At 60.6% G+C, this 26,804-nt stretch carries 25 protein-coding genes; 16 read left to right on the top strand and 9 right to left on the bottom strand.

Going from position 1 to position 26,804, the window contains the following annotated elements:
• Positions 1-78 precede the first annotated feature (78 nt).
• The gene (locus Q1B40_RS13580; RefSeq protein WP_299815416.1) at positions 79-204 is read right to left on the bottom strand and encodes a hypothetical protein; all 126 of its coding nucleotides are present in this window, start codon (positions 202-204) and stop codon (positions 79-81) included.
• 32 nt (positions 205-236) lie between these two features.
• Positions 237-359 (bottom strand): hypothetical protein, encoded by a 123-nt coding sequence (locus Q1B40_RS13575; protein WP_279625817.1) that lies wholly within the window; start codon positions 357-359, stop codon positions 237-239.
• Between the two features lie 175 nt (positions 360-534).
• Between Q1B40_RS13575 and Q1B40_RS13570 the strand changes: the two genes are divergently transcribed.
• Complete coding sequence (locus Q1B40_RS13570; RefSeq protein ID WP_299815407.1) at positions 535-1,017, top strand: NUDIX domain-containing protein; 483 nt, start codon at positions 535-537, stop codon at positions 1,015-1,017.
• Positions 1,018-1,036: 19 nt separating this feature from the next.
• Here the strand turns inward: Q1B40_RS13570 and Q1B40_RS13565 are convergent, their stop codons facing one another.
• Positions 1,037-2,011 carry a glutathione S-transferase family protein gene (locus Q1B40_RS13565; protein ID WP_299815404.1) on the bottom strand — a complete coding sequence of 325 codons (975 nt, stop codon included), beginning with the start codon at positions 2,009-2,011 and terminating at the stop codon, positions 1,037-1,039.
• Between the two features lie 462 nt (positions 2,012-2,473).
• Between Q1B40_RS13565 and Q1B40_RS13560 the strand changes: the two genes are divergently transcribed.
• Positions 2,474-2,971: a GNAT family N-acetyltransferase gene (locus Q1B40_RS13560; protein WP_299815401.1), complete on the top strand. Its 498-nt coding sequence runs from the start codon at positions 2,474-2,476 to the stop codon at positions 2,969-2,971.
• 48 nt (positions 2,972-3,019) lie between these two features.
• Here Q1B40_RS13560 and Q1B40_RS13555 read toward each other — a convergent pair whose 3' ends face one another.
• The 4 genes from Q1B40_RS13555 to Q1B40_RS13540 are packed head-to-tail and all read right to left on the bottom strand — an operon-like array spanning position 3,020 to position 9,902.
• Positions 3,020-5,095 (bottom strand): hypothetical protein, encoded by a 2,076-nt coding sequence (locus Q1B40_RS13555; RefSeq protein WP_299815398.1) that lies wholly within the window; start codon positions 5,093-5,095, stop codon positions 3,020-3,022.
• A gap of 8 nt (positions 5,096-5,103) precedes the next feature.
• Positions 5,104-7,923 carry a DUF4159 domain-containing protein gene (locus Q1B40_RS13550; RefSeq protein ID WP_299815395.1) on the bottom strand — a complete coding sequence of 940 codons (2,820 nt, stop codon included), beginning with the start codon at positions 7,921-7,923 and terminating at the stop codon, positions 5,104-5,106.
• Positions 7,924-7,926: 3 nt separating this feature from the next.
• Positions 7,927-8,850: a DUF58 domain-containing protein gene (locus Q1B40_RS13545; protein WP_299815392.1), complete on the bottom strand. Its 924-nt coding sequence runs from the start codon at positions 8,848-8,850 to the stop codon at positions 7,927-7,929.
• A 32-nt stretch (positions 8,851-8,882) separates the two neighbouring features.
• Positions 8,883-9,902, bottom strand: a complete 1,020-nt coding sequence (locus Q1B40_RS13540; protein WP_299815389.1) for a MoxR family ATPase — start codon at positions 9,900-9,902, stop codon at positions 8,883-8,885.
• A 372-nt stretch (positions 9,903-10,274) separates the two neighbouring features.
• On the opposite strand from Q1B40_RS13540, the gene Q1B40_RS13535 reads away from it, so the two are divergent.
• The 5 genes from Q1B40_RS13535 (at position 10,275) to Q1B40_RS13515 (ending at position 14,267) form a co-directional block, all read left to right on the top strand.
• Positions 10,275-10,853, top strand: coding sequence for a DUF1285 domain-containing protein (locus tag Q1B40_RS13535; protein WP_299816520.1), 579 nt, complete (start codon positions 10,275-10,277; stop codon positions 10,851-10,853).
• 38 nt (positions 10,854-10,891) lie between these two features.
• Positions 10,892-11,542 carry a CoA pyrophosphatase gene (locus Q1B40_RS13530; protein WP_299815386.1) on the top strand — a complete coding sequence of 217 codons (651 nt, stop codon included), beginning with the start codon at positions 10,892-10,894 and terminating at the stop codon, positions 11,540-11,542.
• Positions 11,542-11,802, top strand: a complete 261-nt coding sequence (locus tag Q1B40_RS13525) for a DUF6111 family protein (RefSeq protein WP_299815383.1) — start codon at positions 11,542-11,544, stop codon at positions 11,800-11,802. Before Q1B40_RS13530 ends, Q1B40_RS13525 begins: the two co-directional genes overlap by 1 nt.
• A 4-nt stretch (positions 11,803-11,806) precedes the next feature.
• On the top strand, positions 11,807-13,045 hold the full coding sequence (locus Q1B40_RS13520) for a CCA tRNA nucleotidyltransferase (protein ID WP_299815380.1): 1,239 nt from the start codon (positions 11,807-11,809) through the stop codon (positions 13,043-13,045).
• A gap of 109 nt (positions 13,046-13,154) precedes the next feature.
• On the top strand, positions 13,155-14,267 hold the full coding sequence (locus tag Q1B40_RS13515; protein WP_299815377.1) for an HD domain-containing phosphohydrolase: 1,113 nt from the start codon (positions 13,155-13,157) through the stop codon (positions 14,265-14,267).
• A 7-nt stretch (positions 14,268-14,274) separates the two neighbouring features.
• Here the strand turns inward: Q1B40_RS13515 and hemF are convergent, their stop codons facing one another.
• Complete coding sequence (gene hemF / locus Q1B40_RS13510) at positions 14,275-15,201, bottom strand: oxygen-dependent coproporphyrinogen oxidase (protein WP_299815374.1); 927 nt, start codon at positions 15,199-15,201, stop codon at positions 14,275-14,277.
• A gap of 45 nt (positions 15,202-15,246) precedes the next feature.
• Positions 15,247-15,717, bottom strand: a complete 471-nt coding sequence (locus Q1B40_RS13505) for a tRNA (cytidine(34)-2'-O)-methyltransferase (RefSeq protein WP_299815371.1) — start codon at positions 15,715-15,717, stop codon at positions 15,247-15,249.
• Between the two features lie 166 nt (positions 15,718-15,883).
• Between Q1B40_RS13505 and Q1B40_RS13500 the strand changes: the two genes are divergently transcribed.
• The 9 genes from Q1B40_RS13500 (at position 15,884) to Q1B40_RS13460 (ending at position 26,776) form a co-directional block, all read left to right on the top strand.
• On the top strand, positions 15,884-17,737 hold the full coding sequence (locus Q1B40_RS13500) for an ABC transporter ATP-binding protein (RefSeq protein WP_367279123.1): 1,854 nt from the start codon (positions 15,884-15,886) through the stop codon (positions 17,735-17,737).
• 134 nt (positions 17,738-17,871) lie between these two features.
• Positions 17,872-18,273, top strand: a complete 402-nt coding sequence (locus tag Q1B40_RS13495) for a DUF2177 family protein (RefSeq protein WP_299815365.1) — start codon at positions 17,872-17,874, stop codon at positions 18,271-18,273.
• Positions 18,274-18,627: 354 nt separating this feature from the next.
• Positions 18,628-20,460, top strand: a complete 1,833-nt coding sequence (locus Q1B40_RS13490) for an EAL domain-containing protein (protein ID WP_299815361.1) — start codon at positions 18,628-18,630, stop codon at positions 20,458-20,460.
• A 370-nt stretch (positions 20,461-20,830) separates the two neighbouring features.
• Entirely contained in the window at positions 20,831-21,259 is a 429-nt protein-coding gene (locus Q1B40_RS13485) for a hypothetical protein (RefSeq protein WP_299815358.1), read from the top strand.
• Positions 21,260-21,261: 2 nt separating this feature from the next.
• Positions 21,262-23,100 carry an ABC transporter ATP-binding protein gene (locus tag Q1B40_RS13480; RefSeq protein ID WP_299815355.1) on the top strand — a complete coding sequence of 613 codons (1,839 nt, stop codon included), beginning with the start codon at positions 21,262-21,264 and terminating at the stop codon, positions 23,098-23,100.
• Between the two features lie 348 nt (positions 23,101-23,448).
• Entirely contained in the window at positions 23,449-24,009 is a 561-nt protein-coding gene (petA, locus tag Q1B40_RS13475; protein WP_299815352.1) for a ubiquinol-cytochrome c reductase iron-sulfur subunit, read from the top strand.
• A gap of 25 nt (positions 24,010-24,034) precedes the next feature.
• Positions 24,035-25,300 (top strand): cytochrome b/b6, encoded by a 1,266-nt coding sequence (locus tag Q1B40_RS13470; protein ID WP_299815349.1) that lies wholly within the window; start codon positions 24,035-24,037, stop codon positions 25,298-25,300.
• A 30-nt stretch (positions 25,301-25,330) separates the two neighbouring features.
• Complete coding sequence (locus Q1B40_RS13465) at positions 25,331-26,215, top strand: cytochrome c1 (RefSeq protein ID WP_299815346.1); 885 nt, start codon at positions 25,331-25,333, stop codon at positions 26,213-26,215.
• Between the two features lie 69 nt (positions 26,216-26,284).
• Positions 26,285-26,776: a heme-binding protein gene (locus Q1B40_RS13460; protein WP_068412769.1), complete on the top strand. Its 492-nt coding sequence runs from the start codon at positions 26,285-26,287 to the stop codon at positions 26,774-26,776.
• Positions 26,777-26,804: the final 28 nt, after the last annotated feature.

Raw genomic sequence — 26,804 nt, 5'->3', positions numbered from 1 at the left:
GAGCGCATCTTCAAAGCAAAAAGCGCCGCGTCAAGGAAAATAACGCGGCGCTTTGAATTTTACGGCAAACCTAGAGGATCAGGCGGAGGCCCTAGAGCGTTTGACCTGAGGCTTCGCGGTCTGGCCCTTTCCGGCAGGGGAACCGCCGACGGTGCGGGTGGTCTCGCGCAACGTGGCGCCGACTACATTCACAAAACCGAACATCGGTTATCTCCGTGTGAGATCCGTTACCAGACTTAGTAGTTGGTCGGGAAGGTTGCGAGGGCTGCAGCAATGCGCGGATTGCTGAGATCGATTGCCGGTTTCCACTGATAGTGGCTGCGGCGGATACGGCGTTTGCCAAACAGGGCGCTGAACATCGGATTTTCCTTCAAGGGCGGCAAACGTTTTGGTTGCCTGCAAATTCATCAAGTTGCACGTTATGTATGCAAGTAACGCCCAAATGAGTAGCGTTATTCTGATCTGCCTGCCCTGCAAGAAATGCATGGGTTAATTAAGTTTTACTTCACAATTCGGTCTTGTCCTTTGAGGTGAATGTTGAGGATCCTGTCTTGTCTGCAGACCCGATGGACCACGCGGCTGCTCCAGGGGATCAGCCGCCTACGCAACCCCTACACGCTTGGTGTGAGGGTCATCGTCGAGGATGCGCAGAACCAGATCCTGCTGGTCCGGCACAGTTATGTGGCAGGCTGGTATCTGCCGGGCGGTGGTGTCGACAGGGGCGAGACCCTGGAGGAAGCAGCCCGTCGGGAGGTTCAGGAAGAGGTTGGCATTGCCTGCGTCAGCCGGCCGGTCCTGCTGAATGTCTATCTGAACGAGCAGGCGTCGGGCCGGGATCATGTCGGCCTGTTTCACATTCAGGACTGGATACAAGACGCAGGTTTCCTGCAGCCCAATGCGGAAGTGCTGGAGGCCGCGTTTTTCGCACTGGGGCAATTGCCGGAAGATGTCAGCGGAGCGACCGTCCGGAGGCTGGCAGAATTTCAGGCAGGGGAATTCCCGTCCGCCCGATGGTAGGGCCGGGACGACAGCGCGTTCAGGCAGCTGCTTTCAGGCGGCCGCGGTCATGCGGTCTCATGAAGTCGAGGTCCGGGCCGAGCGGGACGATGCGGTGCGGGTTGATGCTTTCATGGGAGCCGTAATAGTGCTGCTTGATCGTCGCCATATCCACCGTGTCGGCAATGCCCGGCACCTGGTAAAGCTCACGCAGGTAGCCTGACAGGGCAGGATAGTCCTCGATGCGGCGGATGTTGCATTTGAAGTGGGTGGCATAGACCGCATCGAAACGCACAAGCGTGGTGAACAGACGCCAGTCGGCTTCGGTCATGCGCTCGCCGGCCAGATAGCGTTGCCCCGTGAGCCGGTCTTCCAGGAAGTCCAGTGTCTCGAAGAGGGCCGTCACGGCTTCATCGTATGCGTCCTGGGTCGTGGCGAAGCCGGATTTGTAAACCCCGTTGTTGACGGTGTGGTAGACGCGTTCGTTGATCGTGTCGATTTCCTGGCGAAGATCCTCGGGATAGAAATCCTCACTTGAGCCGGTGAGACCGTCGAACGCGGAATTGAACATCCGGATGATTTCGGAAGATTCATTGCTGACGATGGTGTTCTCCCGCTTGTCCCAAAGGATCGGCACCGTGGTGCGGCCGGTATAGTGCGGGTCCGCCTTCACATAGATGTGCCAGGCGTATTTCGCGCCTGTGTGCGGGTCGATCTTGGCGAACTCCCAGCCGTTCTCCAGCATCAGCGGCTGTACCGCCGACAGGGAGATCAGATCTTCCAGCCCCTTCAGCTTTCGGAAAACCATGGTGCGATGCGCCCAGGGGCAGGCATAGGAGACAAACAGGTGATAGCGGTCCGGCTCGGCCCTGAAACCACTTTTCCCGCTGGGACCGGCGCTTCCGTCAGCCGTGATCCAGTTGCGGAAAGAGGACTCCTTGCGGACAAAGCGTCCGCCGGTTGATTTTGTATCGTACCACTGGTCTTTCCAGACGCCGTCAACCAATAAACCCATATCTTTCTCCCTGGACCAACCCGTTTCATGCGCGGAGACCTGAAACGGGTCCGCCCGGTTTTGACCTGTTGAAATTTCGAAAGTCCTGCAACCGTCGAAATGCTGTCTTCCAATACCGCAGTACGTCGTGCGCGTACCGCGAAAATCAATCGGCTGAATGGTTTGTTCGAAGAAGCTGAACAATCCCGGTGCGCAAAAAGCGCTGGACCTGGTGCACGTTTGCATGGTAACCGCTTGGCCCTCATACGAAGGAAATGCCGGGGATATATCGAAGTTCCCCGCGCGACTTTAAGAGACTGGGAAAAATGACCGCAGGTCTGACACTCCGACGACGAACCGGCCGACGAGACATTTCTCGTCCGCACCGTCGCGGCTGACCTGATCCCGGACTTCCTTGATATGTTTCATCTGGGCCATCGGCAGGCGCGCCTTTCCTGAAGACTGCCTGCTGAGTACAGAAAAATGAAACAGACCTCCTGGGTTATCCGGCCCGAAGACGCCTCCGATGTCACCGCAATCGATACCCTCCAGGCCGAAGCCTTCGGACCGGGCAGATTTGCGCGGACCGCATTCCGTATCCGGGAAAACATACCGCATCGCGGGGACCTGTCCTTCGTCGCTCTGGTGGGCGCGCAGGTTGCAGGCTCGATCCGCCTGACGCCGATCAGCATCGGGCAAAGCAAGGCGCTGCTTCTGGGGCCGCTGACAGTTTCTCCCGATTTCAAGAACCGCGGTCTCGGCAAAGCGCTGATGCGCACCGCCATGGATGCTGCCGAAGCTGCAGGCGACACGGCCGTGCTTCTTGTGGGAGACGCGCCTTACTACAGCCCGTTCGGCTTCCAGCAGGTGCCTTTCGGCCGCATCACCCTGCCGGGACCTGTCGATCCGGCCCGCCTGCTCATCGCGCTGCTGAACGGCAGCGAGATGCCTGAAGGCGCGGTGCATGGCGGGCAGCTTTAGGGAACGGGCTCTGCTGTCCCGCGACCGGGGACGACTGGTACTTCCCCTTTAGCGTCCTTCGCGGTACCAGGTGAGCGATAGCGCTCCAAGGAGCAGGGCAAGACCGAGAAGGCCGATCATCAGCGGATAGCGGTCAACGCCGTTGAGGACGCTGGCCTCCGTCGCCTTCAGGCCGATCCAGCCGTTTCCGGCGTAACTTGCCGACTGGCGCATGGAGACGACGCGCGGCAAATCCAGCTCGCCGCCGATATCGCGCAGGCGCCGGGACACGCCACCTGTCGCCTCGCTGATCGGGTCAAGAACTTCGGTCGTGGACAGGACATCGGTATATTCGCGCGGATTTTGCGGTCCGACGTGAATGAGCGCATTCATTTCTCCGTCAGAGACGGCAAAAAGCCCTGTTTCGCTGACTGGCAGGCTGCCGCGCCACAGACCGGGCTCCTGCTCGGCCATGGCGATATCCCAGCGTTCGCCCGTGGGTGAGACAACGTTCACATCGCCGACCGTATCGCCGAGTGTCTGGCGCTCGATGACCAGCTCCTGACCTAGAAGCGATACATTCAGCGCTTCTTCCTCGAGATCAGGCTCCTGCATCAGCCAATGGGCCAGGCGGCGCAGCAGCGGCACATGCGGTCCGCCGCCTTCAAAGCCGCGCGCCCACAGCCAGACGTGATCTGACAGCAGCATGGCGACGCGTCCTTCGCCCTCCCGGTTCAGCACCAGAAGCGGCGTATCGCTGGGCCCGGACATCAGGGCCTGGCCGGCGTCAAGTTCGGTATCGACCGCCCGGAACCAGCGGCTCCAGGCCGGCGGATCCTGTTCCGCGCCGGGCAGGCCTCTCGTGACGGGGTGACGTTTTCCGATGTCGGCGAGCGTGGCATGGAAAGGTTGTTCCAGGACGGTGCCTGTCGGCCGGGCAGGAAGGATGGGGGCAAGCGGGGTTCTGTAAAGACTGCCGCCTTCGGCGTAATCGGGGCCGCCGGCCAGCAGGACCGCGCCGCCATCGCGCACATAACGGGCGATGTTGTCGAAATAGAGCATCGGCAGCACACCGCGACGCACGTAGCGGTCAAAGATGATCAGGTCGAACTCGTCGATCTTGACGGAGAACAGCTCGCGGGTCGGAAAGGCGATCAGCGACAGCTGGTTGATGGGGGTGCCGTCCTGCTTTTCAGGCGGGCGCAGGATTGTGAAATGGACAAGGTCGACCGAGGCATCCGATTTCAGCAGATTGCGCCAGGTACGTTCGCCTGCATGGGGGGAACCGGAAACCAGCAGCACACGCAGATTTTCCCGGATGCCGTCGATTGTGACGACGACCCGGTTGTTCAGCGTGGTCAGTTCATCGTTCAGGGGCTCGGCGTCGAATTCGAAGATATTGTCGCCGCCATGGGCGATCTCGACGGGAATATCGATCTTCTCACCCGTGCGGGCGGTGCGCTGAGTGACGACATCGCCATCGCGCTTGACTGTGACGCGGACTTGGTCGCCCGGTCCGGTTCCCTGGCCCTGGTCGACCACGGTCATGCTGACGGTCTGCTCCGATCCCACGAGACCGAACCTGGGGGCCTTGTCGAGGACGAGGCGCCGGTCGCGTTCGTCCGGCGTTCCGGTAATCAGGCCGTGCACGGGGGCATCGAAGCCAAGGGCACCGGCATTTTCCGGTATGTCGTGGATCTGGCCGTCGGTTACGACGATGACGCCGCCGACCCGTTCGGGCGGCACATCCGCCAGACCGTTGGACAGCGTGTTAAAGACTTCCGTTCCGTCTCCGGATCCCGAATTGCGCGCTTCCAGTACCCGGGTTTCAAATCCCTCCAAGGCTCCGATCCGCTCCTGCAGGAGTTCCGCGGCTTCTTCGGTCGTCGACTGGCGGTCGGCGAGACGCTGGCTCTGGCTCTTGTCGACAACGAGGGCGACGACACTGGTCAGCGGTTCCCTGTCTTCACGCTCGACGGCCGGATTGGCCAGTGCCAGGAGTAGCAGGGCCATGGTGCCTGCCCGCAGGACCCAGCCGCGCAGCTTGAGGAACCCTGTTACCGCAGCGACAAGGACCGCGACGGCAATGCCGGCGTAGAGTGCCCACATGGGCAGCAAGGGGTCGAAGGAGAGGGACCAGACCATCGGGGTTCCTATTGTCCAAGCCGTTCGAGCAGGGCAGGGATATGCACCTGGTCGGCTTTGTAGTTGCCGGTCAGGCCGTACATGACGATGTTGACGCCGGACCGGAAGGCATAGTCGCGCTGCGACAGACTGTTCGGCACCGTCGGAAACATGAATTCTCCGGTCTCGGAAATCGCCCAGGCGGCGGCAAAGTCATTTCCGGTGATCAGGATGGGGGAAACCCCGTCGCCGGCGCGCACTGGTCGATCACCCCTTGCCGTGCTTTCCTCCAGGCTTTCCACCCACAAGGGGCTGGTCGCATAACGGCCGGGAAATGAATCAAGCAGATAAAACGCCTTGGTCAGCACATGATCGAGGGGAACCGGCTCAAGCGGCGGGACATCCAGGTCTTCGAGAATCTCACGCAGTTTGAGGGTTGCCGGTGTGGAGGCAAATTCGTTGGCGGTCGCGTTGATATGGTCGCGCGTGTCGAACAGGATCGTGCCGCCATTGCGCATGAAGGTGTCGATGCGCGCGATCGTTGCGTCGTCGGGTTTGTCCGCGGCCGGATCGATCGGCCAATAGAGCAGGGAATAAAAGGACAGTTCGTCTCTGGCGATATCAATTGCAATCGGCGATCCTGGTTCAAGAGCGGTGCGCTCGGCGAGGAACTGGGTCAGGCCGGAGAGGCCTGCGGCGCTGGTGTCGTCGATTTCCGGATTGCCGGTCAGCACATAGGCGAGCCGGGTCTGCAGGGTCGATTCCAGAGCCTGCACGTCCGCTGAAGTGGACTGTGCACGGGCGGCATCGGGCGTGACAGCCGCCAATGCCATTCCGCCAACCGCGATGGCAAATGCCATGCTCGCGGCCCTGCCGCGAAGCCCGAGACGGCTCAGGCCGCCGGCCAGCAGGAAGACGGCGATCGCATCGACGACCATCAAAAGGAAAGCCAGGGTGAAGAACACGGATCTGAGGTCCAGAGGATCGGAGGCGGGATAGGGGGCTTCTGTGGCGTCGCCTTCGAAGGCGGCAAGATCCAGCGGCAGAAGGGCATCGTCGCTTTGCATCAGGTTCAGCGCGCGGAAACCGTCTTCCGTGCCGTAGAGGCCCGGCGGTGTCCTGCGGCTGGCTTCCGCTTCGCGGAAAGCGGCGGCGCCGACCGGCGTGACTTCAACCGGCGGCGGGCCGAAGCGGCCATAGCCGTCGAGAAGGCGCAGCGGCGGCAGAACACTCTGGGACGGTGTGCCGTCCTCGGCGGTTTCGGAAGCTGCCGCGACATTGGAGACGGCGAGGATCCGGCGCAGCATGTTCAGGAAAACGCCGGACAGCGGCAGGTTCGACCATGAGGAGTCCGCGGTAACGTGAAAGAGCACCACACTGCCGGCTCCGATGGAGACAGCGGTGACCAGTGGCGTGCCATCCTCCAGCATCGCCCATGTGCGGTCGGGTAGATCGGACGTGGGCTCCGCCAGAACCTGACGGGTGACGGCCACTTCCTCGGGCACCTTCAGGCCGGAGAAGGGCGAACCTTCGGGGAAAGCTGCAAGATGCTGAGGCTGTTTCCAGGAGAGGGAACCGCCGAGTGAGCGGTCACCGGCCCTGAGACGCACGGGGATCAGCTCGTCGCTGCCGCCGGCGGTTCGGGGGCCGGCAAAACGCACTAGCGTGCCGCCGTTCTGCACCCAATCGCGCAGGGTCTGCACCGTCGTGTCGGGCAGGCGGCCGACATCGGCCAGTACCAGTACCGAGATGCCCTGATCGATCAGGGCGGGCACGGCTACGGCGATGTCGCTGTCCCGGGGACGGCGGATGTCCGAAAACGGAGCGAGTGCGCGCTCAAGGTAGTAGACCGGCGACAGAAGCGGCTGATCGAGATCGCCGGACTGGCCGGAAATCAGGCCAACGGTCCGTCGGCGCCAGCTGTCGTCGACAAGTTGCACGGCCCCGGCCGCTGCCTGTCCGGAGATTTCCACCCGGGCGATATCGTTGCGCAGTTCGCTCGGCAGGTCGAAGCTGGCCGTGGTTTCAGTGGCATCGGCGTCAAAACTGGCCTGAACCTCGCCAAGCACGAGCCCCTTGAGATCGAGGGCCCTTATGGTCGCGGAGCTGAGTTGCTGGTCCGGATGACGGACAACCGTCAGTGAAAGCGCGTCCGCGTCGTTCGCCAGATCTTTCAGGCCCATAGGCGTTTCGAGACCGGTCAGAACCGTGACGGGGACCTGGCCGATGGTTTGCGCGAGATCGGTCAGGAAGCTGTCCCGGGTGCTGGTGCTGTCGGAGAGCCAGACGACGGCGCCGGGAGGCGACGAGCGGGCCGCTTCGCGCAGACCGATGTTCAGTTCGCTGCGCCGTGGCGGATAGGGCCGGGGTTCCAGGGCACGCAGTTTTTCAAGGGCGCTTGCAGCGGCCTCCGGCGTGAAATTCTGGGCGGGTCCCTCGGCGGTGGCGGCAAACAGCACCGGCTGGCCGTCCTGCTCGGCAGTCATGAGGATCTGCTCGGCCGCGCTCACCTGCGCGCCCCAGCCTCTCGCGGAGGTCCAGCCGTTGTCCACCAGCATCCAGAGCACACCTTGCCCGGTTTCGACCGGTTCGGCGGAGCGCCAGACAGGGCCGGCGAGGGCGACGATCAGGATGGCGGTCAGAAGCAGGCGCAAGAGGGTCAGCCACCAGGGGCTGCGCTGCGGCGTTTCCTCGTGCTGATCGATGCCGAGCAGCAGGCGCGTGGGCGGAAAGGCGATTTCACGCGGGCGCGGCGGGGTCATCCGCAACAGCCACCAGATGACCGGCAAAAGGGCGAGCGCCGCCAGGATCCAGGGCGCGGTGAACGTCAGGGGCAGACCGGCTAACACGGGTCAGACGCCTCCTCTCTGCATGACATCCAGCGCACCCGAAAGCGCGCTGTGCAAGACCAGCAAGGGTTCGGATGCCGGTCGGTCCGTATGATGAAGAACATAGGTCCATCCAGCCCTGCGGGCCATGTCCCGGATTTCCGCCCTGTGGGCTTCCAGCTTGTTCTTGTAATCCTCGCGCCAGTTCTCGGCCCGTCCGGCCGTCAGGCGGATGCCTCTTTCCGGGTCGGTAAATTCGACGCGGCCGTCAAAGGGAAAGGTTTCCTCTATAGGGTCGAGCACCTGGACCAGATGACCGCGGGCGCCGGTGCCCGCCAGTCTGGCGATCCATTCGGCGATTTCCTCGAGGGGATCGAGGAAGTCGGAGATCAGCACTACATCCGCAAAGCGTTTCACCGCGATGGTGTCTGGCAGGGCGACAGGTCTGGAAAGATGGGTCAGGGCGTCGGCGAGCCTCTCGGCGGCGCGGCGGTCGGAAAACGGCCGTGTCAGACCCGGAAGGCCGATGCGTTCGCCGGTTTCCGCCAGCATGTCGGCCAGCGCCAGAATGAGCACGATGGCCCGGTCGCGCTTGCTGACGCCCGCAAGACGGGACTGAAAGACCATCGACGAGGAAAGATCGGCCCAGAGCCAGACCGTATGAGCGGCTTCCCATTCCCGTTCGCGGACGTAAAGACTGTCGTCCCGGGCGGAGCGGCGCCAGTCGATGCGCTTTGCCGGTTCTCCCATGTTGAAGGGACGGAACTGCCAGAAGCTTTCGCCGGGACCGGCGCGGCGGCGGCCGTGCCATCCGGAGATGATGGAACTGGCGACATGGTTGGCATCGACCAGCAGATCCGGCAGCGCGTCCGCGACTGTACGAGCTTCGCCGATCACATTCGGCCATGTGCCCTGGTCAATGCCTGCCGTCGTGCTACTGGGATCCATTCCGTCTGGCTCCTGGGAGAGTGTGGGTGGGATCAGGCGATCTTCTCTTTGACCCGGGTGATCACGTCGCGGACTGTGTGCCCGTCCGCCCGCGCGGCGAAGGTCAGGGCCATGCGGTGCTGCAGGATCGGTTCGGCAAGTGCGAGAACGTCGTCCACGGAGGGCGCCAGACGGCCATCCACAAGCGCGCGGGCCCGCACGGTCAGCATCAGGGCCTGACTGGCGCGTGGTCCCGGTCCCCAGGCGATCAGGTTGGTGACGTCCGAAGCGGCAGCGCCTTCTTCCGGCCGCGCAGAGCGCACGAGCTTGAGGATAGCCTCCACCACGGATTCGCCAACCGGCATGCGGCGCACGAGTTGCTGATATTCCATCAGTTCCTCGGCTGTCATGGCGGTTCGGGCCGTGGCCTGCTCGGCTCCGGTGGTTTCCAGCAGGATACGCCGTTCTGCCTCCAGATCGGGATAGTGAACGTCGATCTGCATCAGGAAGCGGTCGAGCTGGGCTTCGGGCAGCGGGTAGGTGCCTTCCTGCTCGAGCGGGTTCTGGGTCGCGAGCACATGAAAAGGCCGCGGGAGGTTATGAGGATTTCCCGCCACCGTGACGTGATATTCCTGCATGGCCTGCAGCAGCGCCGACTGGGTGCGCGGGCTGGCACGGTTGATCTCGTCGGCCATCAGAAGCTGGGAGAACACGGGGCCGGGGATGAAACGGAAGGAACGGCCGCCATCCGAGCTCTGTTCCATCACTTCGGCACCGAGAATATCGGAGGGCATCAGGTCCGGGGTGAACTGAATCCTGCGAGCGTCGAGCCCGAGCACGGTGCCGAGCGTCTCCACAAGCTTGGTCTTGGCGAGCCCGGGAACGCCCACCAGAAGCCCGTGGCCGCCGGCGAGGATGGTGACGAGGGTCTGCTCGACCACGGTTTCCTGCCCGAAGATGATCCGTGCAATGTCCGCCCTGGCGTCCGTGATGCGGTTGACCGCACGCTCGGCGTTCTCCGCCACGGCGGCAAGATCCTGTTCGGTCGGGGTGTTGGGGGAAACAACGCTCATTAATCACCTTTCCCTTAATTCATCTTCCGGCGGCCGTGCCGGAATGGAAAGCGCCCTGCTCAGGCTGCTGCGACTCAAACACTCTGACACCATATGAAAGGGTAGATAAGGCGCAAATGTGCGCCATACAGTGGAAAGGTCGAAGAATCTTTCCATGGATTGGGGAAAACTCGCGCTTTTGCGGGGCTGAAAAAGAACAATGACAATTGCGAGAGGATCGGAACTGTTAAATTTCGCGGTGCCTTGCGCCCTGACTCGCACGTGTTTCCCTTGTAGGAATGATGGCGGCGGCGAAATTGCCGCCGGTGAAAACCTCACATCCGGCCGGAGAAGAGAAGATCCATGACCGACCGTTCCACCGATATCGGCAAGATGATGCCGGAAGGCCTGAAAGCGCTGATGAGCCGCGCGGATGGCGGGGATCGCGCGCTGCCTCCGGTGGAAAAATGGAATCCGCCCTTCTGCGGGGATCTCGACATCCGGATCGCGCGGGACGGAACCTGGCACTATCTCGGTTCACCCATCGGCCGCGAACGGCTCGTCAGGTTGTTTGCGTCGGTGTTGCGCAAGGATGCGGACGGCAGGCACTATCTGGTCACTCCGGTGGAAAAAATCGGCATCACCGTGGAGGATGCACCTTTGCTCGCCGTCGAAATGGCGGTGGAGGGCGAGGGGGAAAACCGGGCTGTGACGCTTCGGACAAATCTCGGGGATCTCGTGACCGTGGGACCCGATCATCCGCTGCGGTTTGAAAAAGAAACGGACAGCGGCGGCCTCAAGCCCTATGTTCTTGTCAGAGGCAGGCTCGAGGCGCTGTTCACGCGCGCCCTGATGTATGAGCTTGCGGACATGCTGGAAGAACGAGAAGAGGGAAATGGTGTGGCATTGGGGGTCTGGAGCGGAGGTGCGTTTTTCAACCTGCCTCGCGACCTGCTCGACGCGCCGGAATGAACACCCGATCCCTGAAACGAACCCAGACGGCTGACTTCATGACTGCTCCCCTTGTGAACACTTCAAGTACCGGATCCGACTGGGCGCAGTACCTGCGGGAGCGCCTCGCGGACGCCTCAGAGCGAAACCGTGAACTGGAAACGGGCGACCACATTCTCAACCCGGATCTGGGCCCCTATGCAAGATGGGAGGGCCCGCCCCGGGATGCCGCCGTCCTGATCGGACTGGTTGACAGCCGGGATGGTCCAAATGTGATCCTGACCCAGCGCACCGGGCATCTGAATTCCCATGCGGGCCAGATCGCCCTGCCCGGAGGCAAGATCGATCCGCAGGACGAGGGGCCGGTCGCCGCTGCGCTGCGGGAGGCAGAGGAGGAAATCGGTCTCCAGCCGAAGCGTGTCGAGCTTCTCGGCAGCCTGGCACCCTACCTGACCGGCTCCGGCTATCGCGTCGTTCCGGTCGTCGGGGCTGTCACGGAGGCAACCGCTTTCCGTCCAAATCCGGAGGAAGTCGATGACATATTCGAAGTGCCTCTGGCTTTTCTCATGGACCCCGCCAACCACCAGAAGTTGAGCCGGAACTGGGAGGGGCGCCGGCGCTACTTTTACGCCATGCCCTTCGGTGAACGGTATATCTGGGGTGTTACCGCCGGTATCATCCACTCCTTTTACGAAACGGTATATCGCTGATGCTTCGAATTGTCCTTACGCACCTGTTTCTGTTTCTGCTGCCGTTCTTCTGCTACGCGCTCTGGCTGTGGCTCAGCAAGCGGGGCGGCCATCCGGATCGCTGGTCCAAGGGGCCGATCGCCTGGCTGACGCTTGCCGGGCTCGTCCTGGTCATTGCGGGTCTCGCCGGAATGGCCATGCTCGAGCGCGGTCCGCAAGGCATGGACTTCACACCGTCCGGAATGCAGGACGGCGTTTTTGTTCCCGGACGGTTCGAATAACACCATGTCATCTGCTGCGGACGACATACTTGCCCGGGCGGACTGGCTGCAGAGCGCGGCTGTCCAGGCTGTGTTCTCCGCCATCGAACAGGATGGCGACGAGGCGCGCGTCGTCGGCGGCGCCATTCGCAATACGCTTCTGGGGCATCCGGTGCCGGACGTCGATATCGCGACCACCGCCTTGCCGCAGGACGTGATGGCGCGTGCGCGCGCAGCTGGCCTGAAAGCCATTGGAACCGGCCTCGACCATGGAACGGTGACTGTCGTGAGCCGCGGGTTCCCGTATGAGGTCACCACCTTGCGCGAAGACGTGGAGACCTTCGGACGCCAGGCGCGGGTGGTCTTCGGCACAAACTGGGTGAGGGACGCAGAGCGCCGGGATTTCACCATGAACGCGCTCTATGCCGACAGGCATGGCCGTCTGTACGATCCTCTTTCCGGCCTGAAGGATTGTCTTGCCGGGCACGTCCGCTTCATCGGCGACCCGGATGCGCGCCTCCGCGAAGACTATCTCCGCATCCTGCGCTTCTTCCGGATCTTTGCCGCCTACGGCGAGGGCGACATGGACAAGGACGGATTGGGGGCCTGCTTGCGACAGAGAGAGGGCCTGCGGCAGTTGTCCGGCGAACGGATCGGTCACGAGATGCGCCGTCTCCTGCGTGCGCGGCGGGCTGCCCCGGCCGTGCGCCTCATGAACGACTGCGGGCTCTGGGAAATCGCAACGGGGGGACTTGCGCGCATCGAGGACTTCGATGCCTTGCGCGGACTGGAAGACCTTGCCCCGGAGACCAGGGACGCGGAACTTGCACTGGTCGTTCTTGCCGGTTTCGTTCACGAGGATCTCGAACGGGTCTGCGACCGGCTCCGCCTTTCCAATGCGGAAGGCAAGAGGATGAAAGCCGCCTGGGCGGTGATGAAACGGTTGAAAGATCCGCTCAACCTGCCATCCGCCGCCGCGCTTCTTTACGATTTCGGCCGCCAGGGGGCTATCGACGGGCTGCTCGCGGTGTGGGCGCAGCTGCGGGCCCGGAAAGCCGCGGGCGATGACAGGTTTGCCGATCTGCTTTCAGATCTGCGGACGGAACCTGTGCCGGAGTTCCCCCTGAAGGGGGCCGACCTGATCGGGGCGGGGCATCCGCCAGGCCCTAAACTAGGTAGTTTTCTCAAGTCTTTGGAAGAAGAGTGGCGCGGAAGTGGTTTTTTGCTCAGCAAAAAGGAACTTATGGGGCGCTTTACAGGATGATTTTAAGCGTATTTTAAAGAAAATTGCGCGTTCTCTGCTAGAGTTTGTTCATGATTAAACGGTTAGACTTGTCGTGAGCATTTAAATGGACTCGAGTTGGGGGCAGAGAGTGGAAATTGTTCTGATTTCGGACGGACCTCTTCCAGTCGATTCACCTGCGCGCAAGCTCCCTTTTTTCTTCGCCGCGCGGCTGGTCGATATGGTCAGCTTGTCGCCGCGAACGGTTGTGGACGCAAAAATCGCTGTCGTGGAATTGCAGGACGCAACCGATGCCGGACTGACAGCGCTCAAGGCGGCCTGGGACCATCTCGCCTCTGTTCCGGTCATCTGCCTGGTTGACAGGAAGTCCCGCCGAGAGACCATTCAGGCTGCGGCGCTCGGAAGTTCGCAATTATGCGATCGCGACGCCCCGCTCATTCTGCTGCTGAAACGGATCAACGCTCTCGTCAACGAAGACCTCTGTGCTGCCCTGCCTGAGGATGCGCCCGCGCAAACCGTTGAAGCCTACCGGAAAAGCAACGCGTTTCTGCAAAGCCTCTGCCTTTCGGCTGTGGAAGGCTCACCCATCCAGATGAATCTCCTGAACGCCAGCGCCGAAGAACTGCTGGAGGCGCTCTCGCTCCACGGTCTCTCGCCCTGGCTGGAGGCCGTGCATACCCATCACAGCGGCACCTACAGTCATTCCCTGATGGTGGCCGGTGTTGCGGGCATGTTCGCCATGCATCTGGGCTGGCCGGAAGAAGAATGTAAGGAAGTGATCGCCGGGGGGCTGGTGCATGACATCGGCAAGATGCGCATTCCACTCTCCATTCTCGACAAGCCGGACAAGCTTACCGAAGAAGAACGCAAGATCATAAACAAGCATCCGGTATTCGGCCGCGATATCCTCAAGCCACGCCTGGAAGTTTCGGTCGCAATCAAGAAAATCGCGATCCAGCATCACGAATATCTGGATGGGTCCGGGTACCCGCTGGGGCTGGATGGCAGCCGGATCTCGGCGCAGGTCCGCCTGATGACGATCTGCGACATCTTCTCCGCCCTTACCGAGATACGGGCCTACAAGGATGGCGTTCCGGCTCGGGTCGCCTTCGGTATCATGAAGAAGATGGGACCGAAACTGGACCAGGCCATGTTATCCAGTTTCATGGATATGGTGCTGAAGCGGGATCTCGGCGACGTAAAGCGGACACCGCTGCATGCCAGCGGCGGCGCTGCCGCCTGAAGGCGGTTTACGGCCATTTCACCAGCGGAGGCATTGACGACAGGATGGACGCGACGTTTCCGCCGGTCTTCAGGCCGAAAATCGTGCCTCTGTCGTAAAGCAGATTGTATTCCACGTATCTGCCGCGACGGATGAGCTGTTCCTCGCGCTCGGCCTCCGTCCAGGTTTTCTCGAAATTCCGCCGGACCAGTTCCGGATAGACATTCAAAAATGCCAGTCCGACGTCTTTGGTGAAAGCAAAATCATCTTCCCAGCTGCCGCTGTTGAGGTAGTCGTAAAAGATGCCGCCCACACCGCGCGGCTCGTTGCGGTGTTTCAGATAAAAATAGTCGTCGCACCAGGCCTTGTAGGCTGGGTAGTCCGCAACCTCATGGGCGTCGCAGGCGGCCTGCATTGCCGCGTGGAAGGTTGTCGTGTCCGGGTCGTCCTGGGTGCGCCGGGCATCCAGTACCGGTGTCAGGTCCGCGCCGCCGCCGAACCACTGGCGGGTGGTCACGACCATTCTGGTGTTCATGTGGACTGCGGGAACATGCGGGTTGTGCGGATGGGCAATCAGGCTGATGCCGGACGCCCAGAAGCGCGGGTCTTCCTTGGCGCCGGGAATCTGGCCGCGGAACTCCGGCGAAAATTCACCGTGAACCGTCGAGATATGCACGCCGGCCTTTTCGAACACGCGGCCGTGCAGCATGGACATCACGCCTCCGCCGCCCTTGGCGCCCGAGCTGTCGGTCCGCTCCCAGGGCGTGCGCTCGAACCGGCCCGCCGGCTGATCGGCGAAAGGCCCGGCCAGCGATCCGATATCGTCCTCAAGATCCTCGAAGGACTTGCAGATCCGGTCTCGCAGCTGCCGGAACCAGTCCGGAGCAGTGGTCTTCTTTTCTTCGATACCGTCCGGGATCGGACCGCCACGATTTTCAGGAGAGGCAGCATTCATGTGATCGGCCTTGAAGGTTCTGGACTGTGATCGAAGGAAACTGGATTATTCCGGCGTTTTAGGAAATGAGCCCGTTTGCCGCAAGGCCTCGCCAAGCACCATACCGGCGGAAACCGCCACGTTGATGGAGCGCATGCCCTCGGCCATGGGAATTTTCAACCGGGCATCGGCGGTCTCATGCACCTCCTGCGGAGCGCCGCTGCTCTCACGGCCCATCAGCAGAATATCGTCTCGGCTGAAGGAAAAGTCGGTGTAGCTGGTGTCCGACCCCGTCGTCAGCAGGACGATGCGCTGGTTCCGGTCACGACGCCAGGTGTCGAATTGCGCAAAACTGACATGGCGCTGCATCGACGCCCTTTCCAGATAATCCATTCCGGCCCGTTTGAGCGCGCTGTCGGAGATCGGAAAGCCTGCCGGTTCGATGAGGTGCACGGTGACACCCATGCAGGCGGCAAGACGCAGGATGGTGCCGGTGTTTTGCGGGATATCCGGCTGGTAGAGGGCTATGTCGGGCATCGGGTCCTGGACAATCGGGAACAGGCTGTCGGCATAGCAGCGGCGGACGGCTTTGTCATCGCCACGGCTTCGGCCGTTACATTATTTCCCGTGTCATTTCATTCCCATTTGCGGATCCGTGACCTAGCATGTCGGCAAGATTCGCTCCTGCCCCATGGAGACGCCCGTGTCCCCGCTCTTTCGCCTCTTTGAAACCTGGATCGACCCGTTCCGGGCCCCGCCCAGCAAGGATATGCCGCATAACGGCGTCGCCTTTCTTTTGTATTTCATCAGCCAGGTCCGCTGGCCCTTTGTCGCGATGCTGGCGCTGGGCGGCGCCGCTGCGTTTATCGAAGTCGGTATTTTCAATTTCCTCGGCGATATCGTTGACCTGCTCGACAGTGGCAACAAGGCGACCTTTTTCAGCGACCACGCCTGGACGCTTCTGGGAATGGTTCTGGTCGTGCTCGTGCTGCGAACGGCCACGCTCACACTCATGGCGCTTGTCGAGGAGCAGACCATCGTTCCGGGCTTCTTCAACATGGTGCGCTGGCAATGCCATGGGCGGGTCATGAAGCAGGGCCTCGGTTTTTTCCAGGACGATCTGGCCGGGCGTCTGTCGCAAAAGGTCATGCAATCCGGCCTTTCGGCCGGAGACTTCATGGTCAACCTGCTGCAGGTCGTCTGGTTTATCCTGGTCTATGCCATAACCACGCTGATTCTGGTCACGGAACTGGACCTGCGGCTGGGTGCGATTGTCGGGCTCTGGCTGACCTGTTTCGTCGTGGTCGCATGGGCTTTCGTGCCGCGCGTCCGCGACGCATCCAGAGCGGTTGCTAACTCCTATTCCGGTGTAACGGGCCGTCTCGTCGATACCTATACCAATATCCAGTCCGTGAAGCTGTTCGGCTCCACGGTGGAGGAAAGCCAGGGCGCCAAATCCGCAGTCGAGGCCTTTATCGGCAAACTGCGGGCATTCACCCGCCTGCTGACCACCGTCCGGATGACCATGAACGTTCTCAACGGGGTGATGATCGTCGCGATCACAGCCATGGCGCTCAAGGCGTGGCAGTACGGAGCCATCAGCAACGGTCACGTCGCCTTTGCGCTCAGCCTGGTTCTGCGGCTGAACATCCTGCTCAACCGGCTGTTCAACCAGCTCAACGGTCTGTTCCGTCATTTCGGGTCGCTCCAGGACAGCATGGAAACCATCGTCAAGCCGATAACGCTTTCCGACATGCCCAATGCCCGGGACCTCACGGTGCCGGCCGGAGCGGTGAAATTTGAAAACATCCGCTTTCACTATGGCAGGAAAGACGGCGTGATCGATCATCTGAACCTGTCGATCGAGCCCGGGGAGCGGCTGGGTGTGGTCGGACCTTCGGGGGCGGGCAAAACCACCCTTGCGAGCCTTCTGCTACGGTTCTTTGACGTGGAATCCGGGCGGATCCTTGTCGATGGCCAGGATATCAGGAACGTGTCGCAGGACACCCTGCGCCGATCCATCGGCATGGTGACGCAAGACCCGTCCCTGCTTCACCGTTCGATCCGGGAAAACATACTTTACGGGCGAACCTCGGCCAGCGAAGAGGAAATGATCGAGGCTGCCCGCAAGGCGCATGCCCTCGATTTCATCCAGGGGCTCGAGGACAAGCGCGGCCGCAAGGGCTTTGATGCGTTCGCCGGGGAACGCGGGGTCAAGTTGTCGGGCGGCCAGCGTCAGCGCATTGCCATCGCGCGGGTGCTTTTGAAGGATGCCCCGATCCTCGTACTCGACGAGGCGACCTCGGCACTGGATTCGGAAGTCGAAGCGGCGATCCAGGAAAACCTGCAGGGATTGATGACGGGAAAGACGGTGATCGCCATTGCTCACCGCCTGTCGACGATTGCCGCCATGGACCGCCTGATCGTCATGGATAAGGGGCGTATCGTGCAGGAGGGGAGCCATGAAGCACTTCTGGCCGATGAAACCGGTCTTTACGCGCAGCTCTGGCACCGCCAGTCCGGCGGCTTTCTGAAAGCGGAGACCGAACCGGCCTGACGAGGTGATCGAAGCAAAAGGGACCGGCTGATATCCGGGTGGCAACCGGTTGGTGCCGGCGCTTGCGATGGAAAGCCGCTGATCCGCTTCGGCTTCCGGTCCGTAGACCTGCCGCAACCCAAAAAGAGGTTTCCATGCCACAGCTCGTTATCGCCTATTTTCTTACGGTTTCGGTTTTTCTTGCCATTGACTTCATCTGGCTGTCGCAGATCGCCACCCGGTTCTATTTCGACCGGCTGGGGCATTTGATGATGGACAAGCCCAACCTGGCTGCTGCCGCCGGATTTTATGTTGTCTATGTCGTGGGAATTATCATCTTTGCGGTCGGCCCCGCTCTGAAAAACGGCAGTCTGGGGACTGCGGTCGTCTACGGCGCCCTGTTCGGGTTCTTCACCTATGCGACCTATGATTTCACCAACTTCGCAACGCTGAGAAACTGGCCGGTGAGTGTTGTCGTCGTGGATATTGCCTGGGGCACCACTCTGTCGGCCTTCTCGGCCGGTTCAGGCTATTTGCTGACCCGATTGGTCTCCTGAAGGGCAAGACGGACATGCCCTTATGCAAGGGACGTGTCGAGCACAGCACAGGCATCTGAGGTCTTCGTCACGACAGCGAGAGTTGCGCGCGGTCGTCCGATATTGGACGGCATGCAGTTCAAAAAGGTGCAACTGGCATGAATTTTCGCCAGTTCTCGGTCTTAATCCTGTCGGTTTTTGCAAAACCTGCCAGAGCTACAGTTCGATGGGCAAGTAATACCTGACATTAATGACAATATTCATAAACTGCTTTCCTGATTAGAGATTGTATGTGGATTTTCCGCTAAAGTGAAATCCGATCTTTTCCTGATATGAAGGCGGGTTATGTCAGAATTTTTGGCCGGGTTGCCAATTTTGGATCTGATAATCTGTCTGGCGGCGGTGATGGTTTTCTTCGTCATCGGCTATTTATGCGGCTTCAGAAGGAACGCTGCGGCCCATGGTAAAGGTGTGTCGGAATTCGGCAACGACGCCGCCATCCTGAAACTCGTGGTGGAGCATGCCCACGAGGGCCTGGTGATGCAGGACATTTACGGGCGTATCGAATGGAGCAACCCCGCATATTCCCGCATCACAGGTTATAGCGCTGAAGAGATCCGGGGGCGGCGGCCGCAGGAATTCATTCTGGCGCCGGACAGCCAGGTTTCTCCGGAAGAAATCGAGATATACAAGTTCGACCTGACAAAATACCAGTCCGGATACGAGGAGCTGATCCACAACAAGCGCAAGAACGGGGAATATTTCTGGAACCAGCTTACCTTCGCGGTCTTTGAAGGAAACACCCCGGAAGACTCGAAGATCATTGTGATCTGCCGCGATGTCACCAGCCAGGTGGAGCACATGAAAGAGCTGGAGGAGGCTCGCAAAACGCTCAAGCATCAGGCCGAACACGACGATCTCACCGGCATCGCCAACCGCGCAAAACTCTCGCAGTTTCTTCAGGAGGCTGTGGCGGCAGCCAATGAGACGGGCCGGCGGATCGGCATCATCCATTTCGATCTGGATCATTTCAAGGAAATCAACGATGGCCATGGCCACGGTGTAGGGGATGCCGTCCTGCAGCACGCCGCCCATGTGCTCCAATCGGTACTGGGAGACAGGGGCCTTGCCGCAAGGACCGGTGGAGATGAGTTCATTGCGGTTGTTTGCGAGCCGTGCAGCCGCGAGCAGATGCAGTCACTGGGGAACCGGATCCTCGACAGCATGGCAAAGCCTGTCATGGTGGACGGCCAGAGCCTGCAGGTGAGTGTCAGCGTCGGACTGGTACTGGCGAAGGATGCGAAGTGCAGTGTTTCCGAACTGATCAACCGCGCCGACATGGCGCTTTACGCCGCCAAGAAGTCGGGCCGCAGCCGGATCGCCTGGTATACGGATTCCCTGGGGGCGGCGCATCGCCATAAACGCATGACGATGGCGCAACTGGACCAGGACCTGGAAAGCGGTCGGCTGAGCCTGCTCCTGGAACCGCAATACAGTTTCGAACACCGGCGGATCGTTGGCTACGAAGCATCCGCGTGTTGGCTGCACCCTTCCCAGGGGCTGGTCGATCCGGTTGAGATGCTGTCCATGCAGGAAGACGTCAAACGCATCGCCGGAATTGAACATTTTGCGCTGCGCAGTGGCATTGCCGAGATCAAACGACTCCGGGAAACCTCGAACCATCCTTTTTTCCTGTCCGTCAATCTGACGGGCGCGAGCCTCAAGGATGCTGGCTTCAAGGAGGCTGTCGAGGAGTTGTGCGAAGAGAACCTGTTTGCACGGCAGGACATCATCGTTGAACTGGACGAGAAAATAATCCGGCTCGACGAACCCGAGGGGCTTGGAGATCATCTCGGCAAGATTTCCGAGCTCGGCTGCCAGATCGCGCTCGACAAGTTCGGCAGCGGGAATGGCGGCGCCGGCCAGCTCATTCATCTCAACGCAAACGGACTGAAGATCAGCCCGTTGCTGATCTCGGGGCTGAGGGACGGGACAAGTCAGCAGCAACTGGTTGAATCGATCATCCGGCTGGCAGACACGCTCGGGCTGAAAACATCCGCGGCGGGCGTGAACACGGAAGAGGAAGCGGGCATCCTGAGAAAGTCCGGCTGCTCGGTGATCCAGGGAGAGGTGATCTCAAAACCGATGACACCGAGACAAGCGGAGGTGCACATCCGGGATTTCGTGCCGGAGTTCGAAACCCCGTAGAAACGGCTGTGACCCAATGGCAACAGTCGCTCCGTCATGCTGCATTTTGTCGCATTTTCGCTTTTCAACCCCGGTAATTGCGGTTACCAACGTGACCAGTCAACTGTTGATGGTTGGCATTTTCAACCCAAGCAGCCGCCCGGCTGCGCAACCAGGAGGGCTTACATGATAGATCTTTGCATGATCCACCCATCTACCGCCTTCATGGGTTGTCCGGGTTCCGCTGTCTGCTTCCGCTAGGAAGCCACAGCCTCTCTCCATTCTTCATGACCATGCGGTGACCGGCTCAAGCCGTTCCGTCCGAGCTGCACGCACGTAGTCCGCGTGTCTGCCGTCACCACTATTACGATCCCGTTTCGGAGCTGATCCGATGTCTATTCAATATGCGCCGCACGTGGCTGCCCTGGCAGAGCGTTCGGATTTCGAAGTGCCGCCTCCGAAAGAGCCCCAGCCAGGCCTTTTTCGCCGTATCCGCCGCGTTGTGGTCGGCGCAGGGCTCTTTCTGGCACTGACTTTCGCGATTGCCGTGGTGTTTTTCATTCCGGTGCTCGTTTTCAATCTGGGCCGGATCGAGGCTCTGGAAATTGCGGGTGAGCTCATCCCGGCGAGTGTCTTCGCCGGGCAGCTCGTCGCGCTTTTCTGGGGGACGTTCATCCTTGCCCTGACATTTACCTGTCTGGTCGCCGGCTCGCGTCTGTGCGCTCCCGACAGCTTTATTCGCCCGGTTCAGCAACCGCCGCTTCAAGACAGTTCCCTGCATCTGGTGTCTGTCCTGCGGTTGATCGGGTCTGAGAGGTAAACATGTTTGACCGGTTCGAAAAACTCGTCGATCCGTTTGAAAAAACGGAGCTCGATGTGCCGCCGAACGGCTTTTGGGCCTTCTGTTGGTACTACACCAAACCTGTGTGGCCGATCCTGGCCGGTGTGTCCGTTCTCGGCGCGATAATCGCGTTTCTGGAAGTGATGATCTTCACGTTTCTGGGCGAACTGGTCACCTGGCTCGGCTCTGAAAATGCAGAGACATTCTTTCAGGACAACTGGCCGCAGCTGATCTGGATGGGGCTGGTGGTGCTTGTGCTGCTCCCGGGCTGCGCCGCCATCTGGGAAATCCTGTTCCATCAGGGGCTGATGGGCACATATCCCATGTCGGTCCGCTGGCGGGTTCACCGCTATCTGCTGCGGCAGAGCATATCGTTCTACCAGAACGATTTTGCCGGCCGGATCGCCAACAAGCTGATGCAGACGGCGCTCTCGGTTCGGGAAGTCGTGACCCGTATCGCCGACATTCTGGTTTATGTCGCGGTGTATTTCATTGCTGCCCTGTTCGTGGTGGCGGATGCGAGCCTCTTCTTCCTGATCCCGTTTGCTGCCTGGTTCGGGTGCTACATGGTGACCATGCGGATCTTCATTCCGCGACTGAAAAATGTTTCCAGGGAGCAGGCGGATACAAGGTCGCTGATGACCGGGCATGTCGTCGATGCCTACACGAACATCTCGACGGTCAAGCTCTTCTCCCACGCCGAACGCGAGGAGGAATATGCCAGGACGTCGATGACGGCGTTCCTGAAGACCGTCTTTCGGCAAATGAGGCTGGTCACGGGGATGAACATCACCCTGACGGTCATCAACATGCTGCTGCTGTTCTCGGTGGGAGCAATGTCGATTGCTCTATGGCAGGTCGGGCGGGTCACCACGGGTGAAATCGCCGTGGCGGTTGCGTTGGTCCTGAGGTTTCAGGGCATGTCGCAATGGATCCTGTGGGAAGTTTCGGGCCTGTTCGAGAATATCGGCACGGTTCAGGACGGCATCAACACCATCGCGCGGGAACGCGATGTCGTCGATGTTCCGGACGCGGTCAGGCTTGACGTGCCTGAAGGCGAAATCCGGTTCGAGGGGATCTGCTTCCATTACGGCAAGCAGTCGGGTGTCATCGAGGATCTGGATCTGACCATCCGACCCGGCGAGAAAATCGGCCTGATCGGCCGCTCAGGCGCCGGAAAGTCCACGCTGGTCAACCTGTTGCTGCGGTTCTACGACCTGGAAAGCGGCCGGATTCTGATCGACGGTCAGGATATCGCCAAGGTGCGCCAGGACGATATCCGCGCCAATGTAGGTGTGGTGACGCAGGACACCTCGTTGCTGCACCGGTCGATTTTCGAGAACGTTGCCTATGGCAAGCCGGACGTCAGCCGCCGCGAGGTGGAAGCTGCGCTTGAAAAAGCCCATGCCCACCGCTTCGTAAAGGACCTGTCGGATCTCAATGACCGCCACGGGCTGGACGCGCATGTCGGCGAACGCGGGGTCAAGCTTTCCGGTGGCCAGCGCCAGCGGATTGCGATTGCCCGGGTGCTGTTGAAAAATGCGCCGATCCTGGTTCTCGACGAGGCGACCTCGGCACTTGATTCAGAGGTGGAGCTGGCGATCCAGGAAAGCCTGTTCGACCTTATGGAGGGCAAGACCGTGATCGCGATCGCCCACCGCCTGTCGACCATCGCGGCCATGGACCGACTGATCGTCATGGACGAGGGCCGAATCATCGAAGAGGGGTCTCATCAGGAGCTTCTTGAGAAGAATGGTCTTTATGCCCAGCTGTGGCAGCACCAGTCGGGCGGGTTCCTGTCGTCCGTCGCGGCAGCCTGAAATAAACGGGCCCTGATGTTAACAGAGCCCGGATTTTAACAGGGAAGGAGCGCGGGGCCGAAATTCAGTTGAATTACGGTCTTGCGCTCCTTGGCCAAATAAGGGCAGAAAAGCGGCAAGGCGGAGCTTTTGGCTGCGACATATATGTTTCGAGGTGTTTGTTGAACTGGACAAGCGTTTCGAAGGGTGCAAAAAGACAAACCGCTTGACCGGCGCGGAGAGAGTGCCGTACCCGGTCCCCGTGAAGCCCGGCATCGTTCCGACCCCTTCTTTCCTGATAAAGAAGGGTTTCCCGAACGTGATGCGGGCTTTCGGTACAGGTTGAACAGGTTTCGAGAGGACGCGACCTTGGTACATTCGGAACAGGCGGAACCGACCCGCCGCGATTTCCTCTACATTGCGACTGGCGCCATGGGCGTTGTAGGCGCCGGCGCGCTGGTATGGCCGTTTGTCGATCAGATGAACCCGGATGCCTCCGCATTGGCTCTGGCTTCCATCGAGGTCGATGTGACTGCCGTCGAAGAGGGCCAGTCAATTACAGTCAAATGGCGCGGGAAGCCGGTTTTCATCCGCAACCGTACGGAAACGGAAGTGGAAGAAGCCAAGGCTGTTCCCGTGGACGATCTTCCGGACCCGTTGGCGCGAAACGCCAACCTTCCGGCGGACGCGCAGGCAACCGACCCGAACCGCGGCGTCGCCGGTCAGGAAAACTGGCTGGTTCAGGTGGGGATCTGTACTCACCTCGGCTGCGTACCAATCGGTGATTCCGGTGATTTCGGTGGCTGGTTCTGCCCGTGTCACGGTTCTCACTATGATACCGCCGGCCGTATCCGCAAGGGCCCGGCTCCCGAGAATTTGCTGATTCCGCCGCTCGAGTTCGTCGGCGGCTCGACGATCAAGATCGGCTAACGGCAAGAAATTTCAGGAGACAGCCATGGCTGGACATTCAAACTATGTACCGCAGAGCGCCGCGGCAAAATGGCTGGAGAGCCGCCTGCCGGTCATCTCGCTCGTGCGCGGCTCTTTTGTCGATTTCCCGACCCCGAAGAACCTGAATTACTGGTGGGCCTTCGGTGGCATCCTGTTTTTCGTGCTGATCGCGCAGATCATCACCGGCATCGTCCTGGCGATGCACTATACGCCGAACGCGGGCCTCGCCTTCGACAGTGTCGAGCATATCATGCGCGACGTGAATTTCGGCTGGATGCTGCGCTACCTGCACACCAACGGCGCGTCGATGTTCTTCATCGCCGTCTATATCCATATTTTCCGCGGTCTCTACTACGGCTCATACAAGGCGCCGCGCGAGATCTCCTGGATCCTCGGCGTGATCATCTTCCTGATCATGATGGGCACCGCGTTCATGGGCTACGTGCTTCCCTGGGGTCAGATGTCCTTCTGGGGCGCCACGGTTATCACCAACCTGTTCTCGGCCATCCCGATGGTCGGCGATGCGATCCGCACCTGGTTGTGGGGCGGTTTCGCGGTCGATAACGCGACGCTGAACCGCTTCTTCTCGTTGCACTACCTGTTGCCGTTCATGATCTTCGGCGTGGTTATCCTGCACGTTTGGGCCTTCCACACGACAGGCAACAACAACCCGACCGGTGTGCAGCCGAAGACCAAGCAGGACACGATTCCCTTCCATCCGTACTACACGGTGAAGGATCTGTTCGCGATCGTCGTCTTCATGATCTTCTTCTCCTGGTTCGCCTTCTATGTGCCGAACTACATGGGCCATCCGGACAACTATATCGAAGCAAACCCGCTGGTGACCCCGGCGCATATCGTGCCCGAATGGTATTTCCTGCCGTTCTACGCGATCCTGCGTGCCGTTCCCGACAAGCTCGGCGGTGTGGTGGCGATGTTCGGTGCAATCGCGATCCTGTTCGTCCTGCCCTGGCTGGACACATCCAAGGTTCGCTCCGGTACCTATCGTCCGCTGTTCAAGCAGTTCTTCTGGATCTTCGCCCTGAACGCGGTGGCGCTCGGTTATCTCGGCGCTATGCCGGCGGAAGGAACCTACGTTCTTCTCGCCAGGATCTGCACCATCTATTACTTCGCCCACTTCCTGATCATCCTGCCGATGCTCGGGTTCCTCGAGAAACCGCGGCCCGTGCCGACTTCCATTTCCGAAGCGGTGCTGAAGAGCGGGTCCGGCAAGCCGGCCGGTGCGACAGCCGCACCGGAAACGAAGTAACGCGAACCGGATCAGGAGTTAGTTGAGACAATGAGCACCATGATCAAAATGGTTCGTTCCTTCGCCACCGTGGCGGCTATTGCCGCCGCCACTCCGGCTCTTGCCGCCGGCGACGCGCCGCACATCGAGCGTGAGCAGTGGTCCTTCTCCGGACCGTTCGGCTTCTTCGATCGCGGCCAGGTGCAGCGTGGCTTCAAGGTCTATCAGGAAGTCTGCGCGTCCTGTCACGGCCTTCGGCAGGTTGCCTTCCGCAACCTTGCCGATTACGGCGGGCCGAGCTTCACCGAAGATCAGGCAAAGCAGATCGCGTCCGAGTATACGGTCGTCGACGGTCCCAACAGCGATGGAGACATGTACGATCGTCCGGGTATCCTGGCGGACAAGTTCCCGTCACCGTTCCCGAACGAAGAGGCCGCTCGTGCGTCCAATGGCGGAGCCTATCCGCCGGACTTCTCGCTGCTGGCAAAAGCGCGCGCCGGACATCGCGGTTTTCCGTGGTTCGTCTTCGATGCATTTACCCAGTATCAGGAGCAGGGCCCGGACTACATCTACGCGCTGCTGACCAGCTATCCGGAAGAAAATCCGGCGTGTCTGGGAGAGGATTTCAGCGGTTACTACAACCCGAAATTCCTTGGCGGTTCGGTGACTGCGGAAGAGTGCGCGCATGAGCATCTGACCGGTGGCCCGATCGGCATGGCGCCCCCGCTTTCGGAAGAAATCGTCGAATATACCGACGGCACGCCGATGACGGTCGATCAGTATGCACGCGACGTTTCCGCGTTCATGATGTGGGCTGCAGAGCCGCATCTCGAAGAGCGCAAGAAAATCGGCTTCCGCGTGATGATCTTCCTCATCTTCTTTGCCGGCTTGCTCTACTTCACCAAGAAGAAGATCTGGAGCAACGTCGACCATTGATCGAACGTTGTCACAGTGCATTATGAAAGCCGCCGGTTCCCGGCGGCTTTTTCTTTGAGAGGTGACCGAATGCGCCGCATATCGATTTTCCTGGGCGTGCTGCTTTTTCCCGCATCGGTGTTTTCCCAATCCGCGGCAATGCATTCGGTTGCTGTTCTGGACCTGCAGATTGCCATGAGAGCCGCATTGCGGGCGGTCGAGGTCTGCACCGAGGCGGGACACCAGGTCGGCGCGTCGGTTGTCGATCGCTTTGGCGTCGAACAGGTGACACTGCGCAGCAACATGGGCGGGGCGCATGTGGCCGAAACGGCCCGGCGCAAGGCCTGGACGGCGGCAAGCTTCAACATGCCCACGCTCGATATGGATACGCTCGCCGAACCCGGCAGGGCCTGGGGCCTTGCGACCGTCCCGGGCGCGGTGACGCTTGGCGGCGGGCTGCCGATCGTGTCCCAGTCCGGTGAACTGCTCGGCGGTATCGGCGTTGCCGGTGGCGGCGGCGGCGACAACGAGGCGCAATGCGCCAAAGCCGGCCTTGACGCGATTGCCGATCAACTGAAATAAACCACGCGGATTGTTGTCCGTCTCCTGA

It is taken from the genome of uncultured Roseibium sp. (assembly GCF_947496995.1).
Taxonomy (GTDB): Bacteria; Pseudomonadota; Alphaproteobacteria; order Rhizobiales; family Stappiaceae; genus Roseibium.
Note: the sequence above shows the minus strand (reverse complement) of the source record. Positions and strands in the feature narration are given on the sequence as shown.

Excerpts from the sequence above, each read along its gene's own strand:
- Q1B40_RS13580 (WP_299815416.1), bottom strand. The coding sequence starts at position 204 with ATGTTCGGTTTTGTGAATGTAGTCGGCGCCACGTTGCGCGAGACCACC.
- Q1B40_RS13575 (WP_279625817.1), bottom strand. The coding sequence starts at position 359 with ATGTTCAGCGCCCTGTTTGGCAAACGCCGTATCCGCCGCAGCCACTAT.
- Q1B40_RS13570 (WP_299815407.1), top strand. The coding sequence starts at position 535 with ATGTTGAGGATCCTGTCTTGTCTGCAGACCCGATGGACCACGCGGCTG.
- Q1B40_RS13565 (WP_299815404.1), bottom strand. The coding sequence starts at position 2,011 with ATGGGTTTATTGGTTGACGGCGTCTGGAAAGACCAGTGGTACGATACA.
- Q1B40_RS13560 (WP_299815401.1), top strand. The coding sequence starts at position 2,474 with ATGAAACAGACCTCCTGGGTTATCCGGCCCGAAGACGCCTCCGATGTC.
- Q1B40_RS13555 (WP_299815398.1), bottom strand. The coding sequence starts at position 5,095 with ATGGTCTGGTCCCTCTCCTTCGACCCCTTGCTGCCCATGTGGGCACTC.
- Q1B40_RS13545 (WP_299815392.1), bottom strand. The coding sequence starts at position 8,850 with ATGGATCCCAGTAGCACGACGGCAGGCATTGACCAGGGCACATGGCCG.
- Q1B40_RS13540 (WP_299815389.1), bottom strand. The coding sequence starts at position 9,902 with ATGAGCGTTGTTTCCCCCAACACCCCGACCGAACAGGATCTTGCCGCC.
- Q1B40_RS13535 (WP_299816520.1), top strand. The coding sequence starts at position 10,275 with ATGATGCCGGAAGGCCTGAAAGCGCTGATGAGCCGCGCGGATGGCGGG.
- Q1B40_RS13530 (WP_299815386.1), top strand. The coding sequence starts at position 10,892 with ATGACTGCTCCCCTTGTGAACACTTCAAGTACCGGATCCGACTGGGCG.
- Q1B40_RS13525 (WP_299815383.1), top strand. The coding sequence starts at position 11,542 with ATGCTTCGAATTGTCCTTACGCACCTGTTTCTGTTTCTGCTGCCGTTC.
- Q1B40_RS13520 (WP_299815380.1), top strand. The coding sequence starts at position 11,807 with ATGTCATCTGCTGCGGACGACATACTTGCCCGGGCGGACTGGCTGCAG.
- hemF (WP_299815374.1), bottom strand. The coding sequence starts at position 15,201 with ATGAATGCTGCCTCTCCTGAAAATCGTGGCGGTCCGATCCCGGACGGT.
- Q1B40_RS13505 (WP_299815371.1), bottom strand. The coding sequence starts at position 15,717 with ATGCCCGACATAGCCCTCTACCAGCCGGATATCCCGCAAAACACCGGC.
- Q1B40_RS13495 (WP_299815365.1), top strand. The coding sequence starts at position 17,872 with ATGCCACAGCTCGTTATCGCCTATTTTCTTACGGTTTCGGTTTTTCTT.
- Q1B40_RS13485 (WP_299815358.1), top strand. The coding sequence starts at position 20,831 with ATGTCTATTCAATATGCGCCGCACGTGGCTGCCCTGGCAGAGCGTTCG.
- Q1B40_RS13480 (WP_299815355.1), top strand. The coding sequence starts at position 21,262 with ATGTTTGACCGGTTCGAAAAACTCGTCGATCCGTTTGAAAAAACGGAG.
- Q1B40_RS13470 (WP_299815349.1), top strand. The coding sequence starts at position 24,035 with ATGGCTGGACATTCAAACTATGTACCGCAGAGCGCCGCGGCAAAATGG.
- Q1B40_RS13465 (WP_299815346.1), top strand. The coding sequence starts at position 25,331 with ATGAGCACCATGATCAAAATGGTTCGTTCCTTCGCCACCGTGGCGGCT.
- Q1B40_RS13460 (WP_068412769.1), top strand. The coding sequence starts at position 26,285 with ATGCGCCGCATATCGATTTTCCTGGGCGTGCTGCTTTTTCCCGCATCG.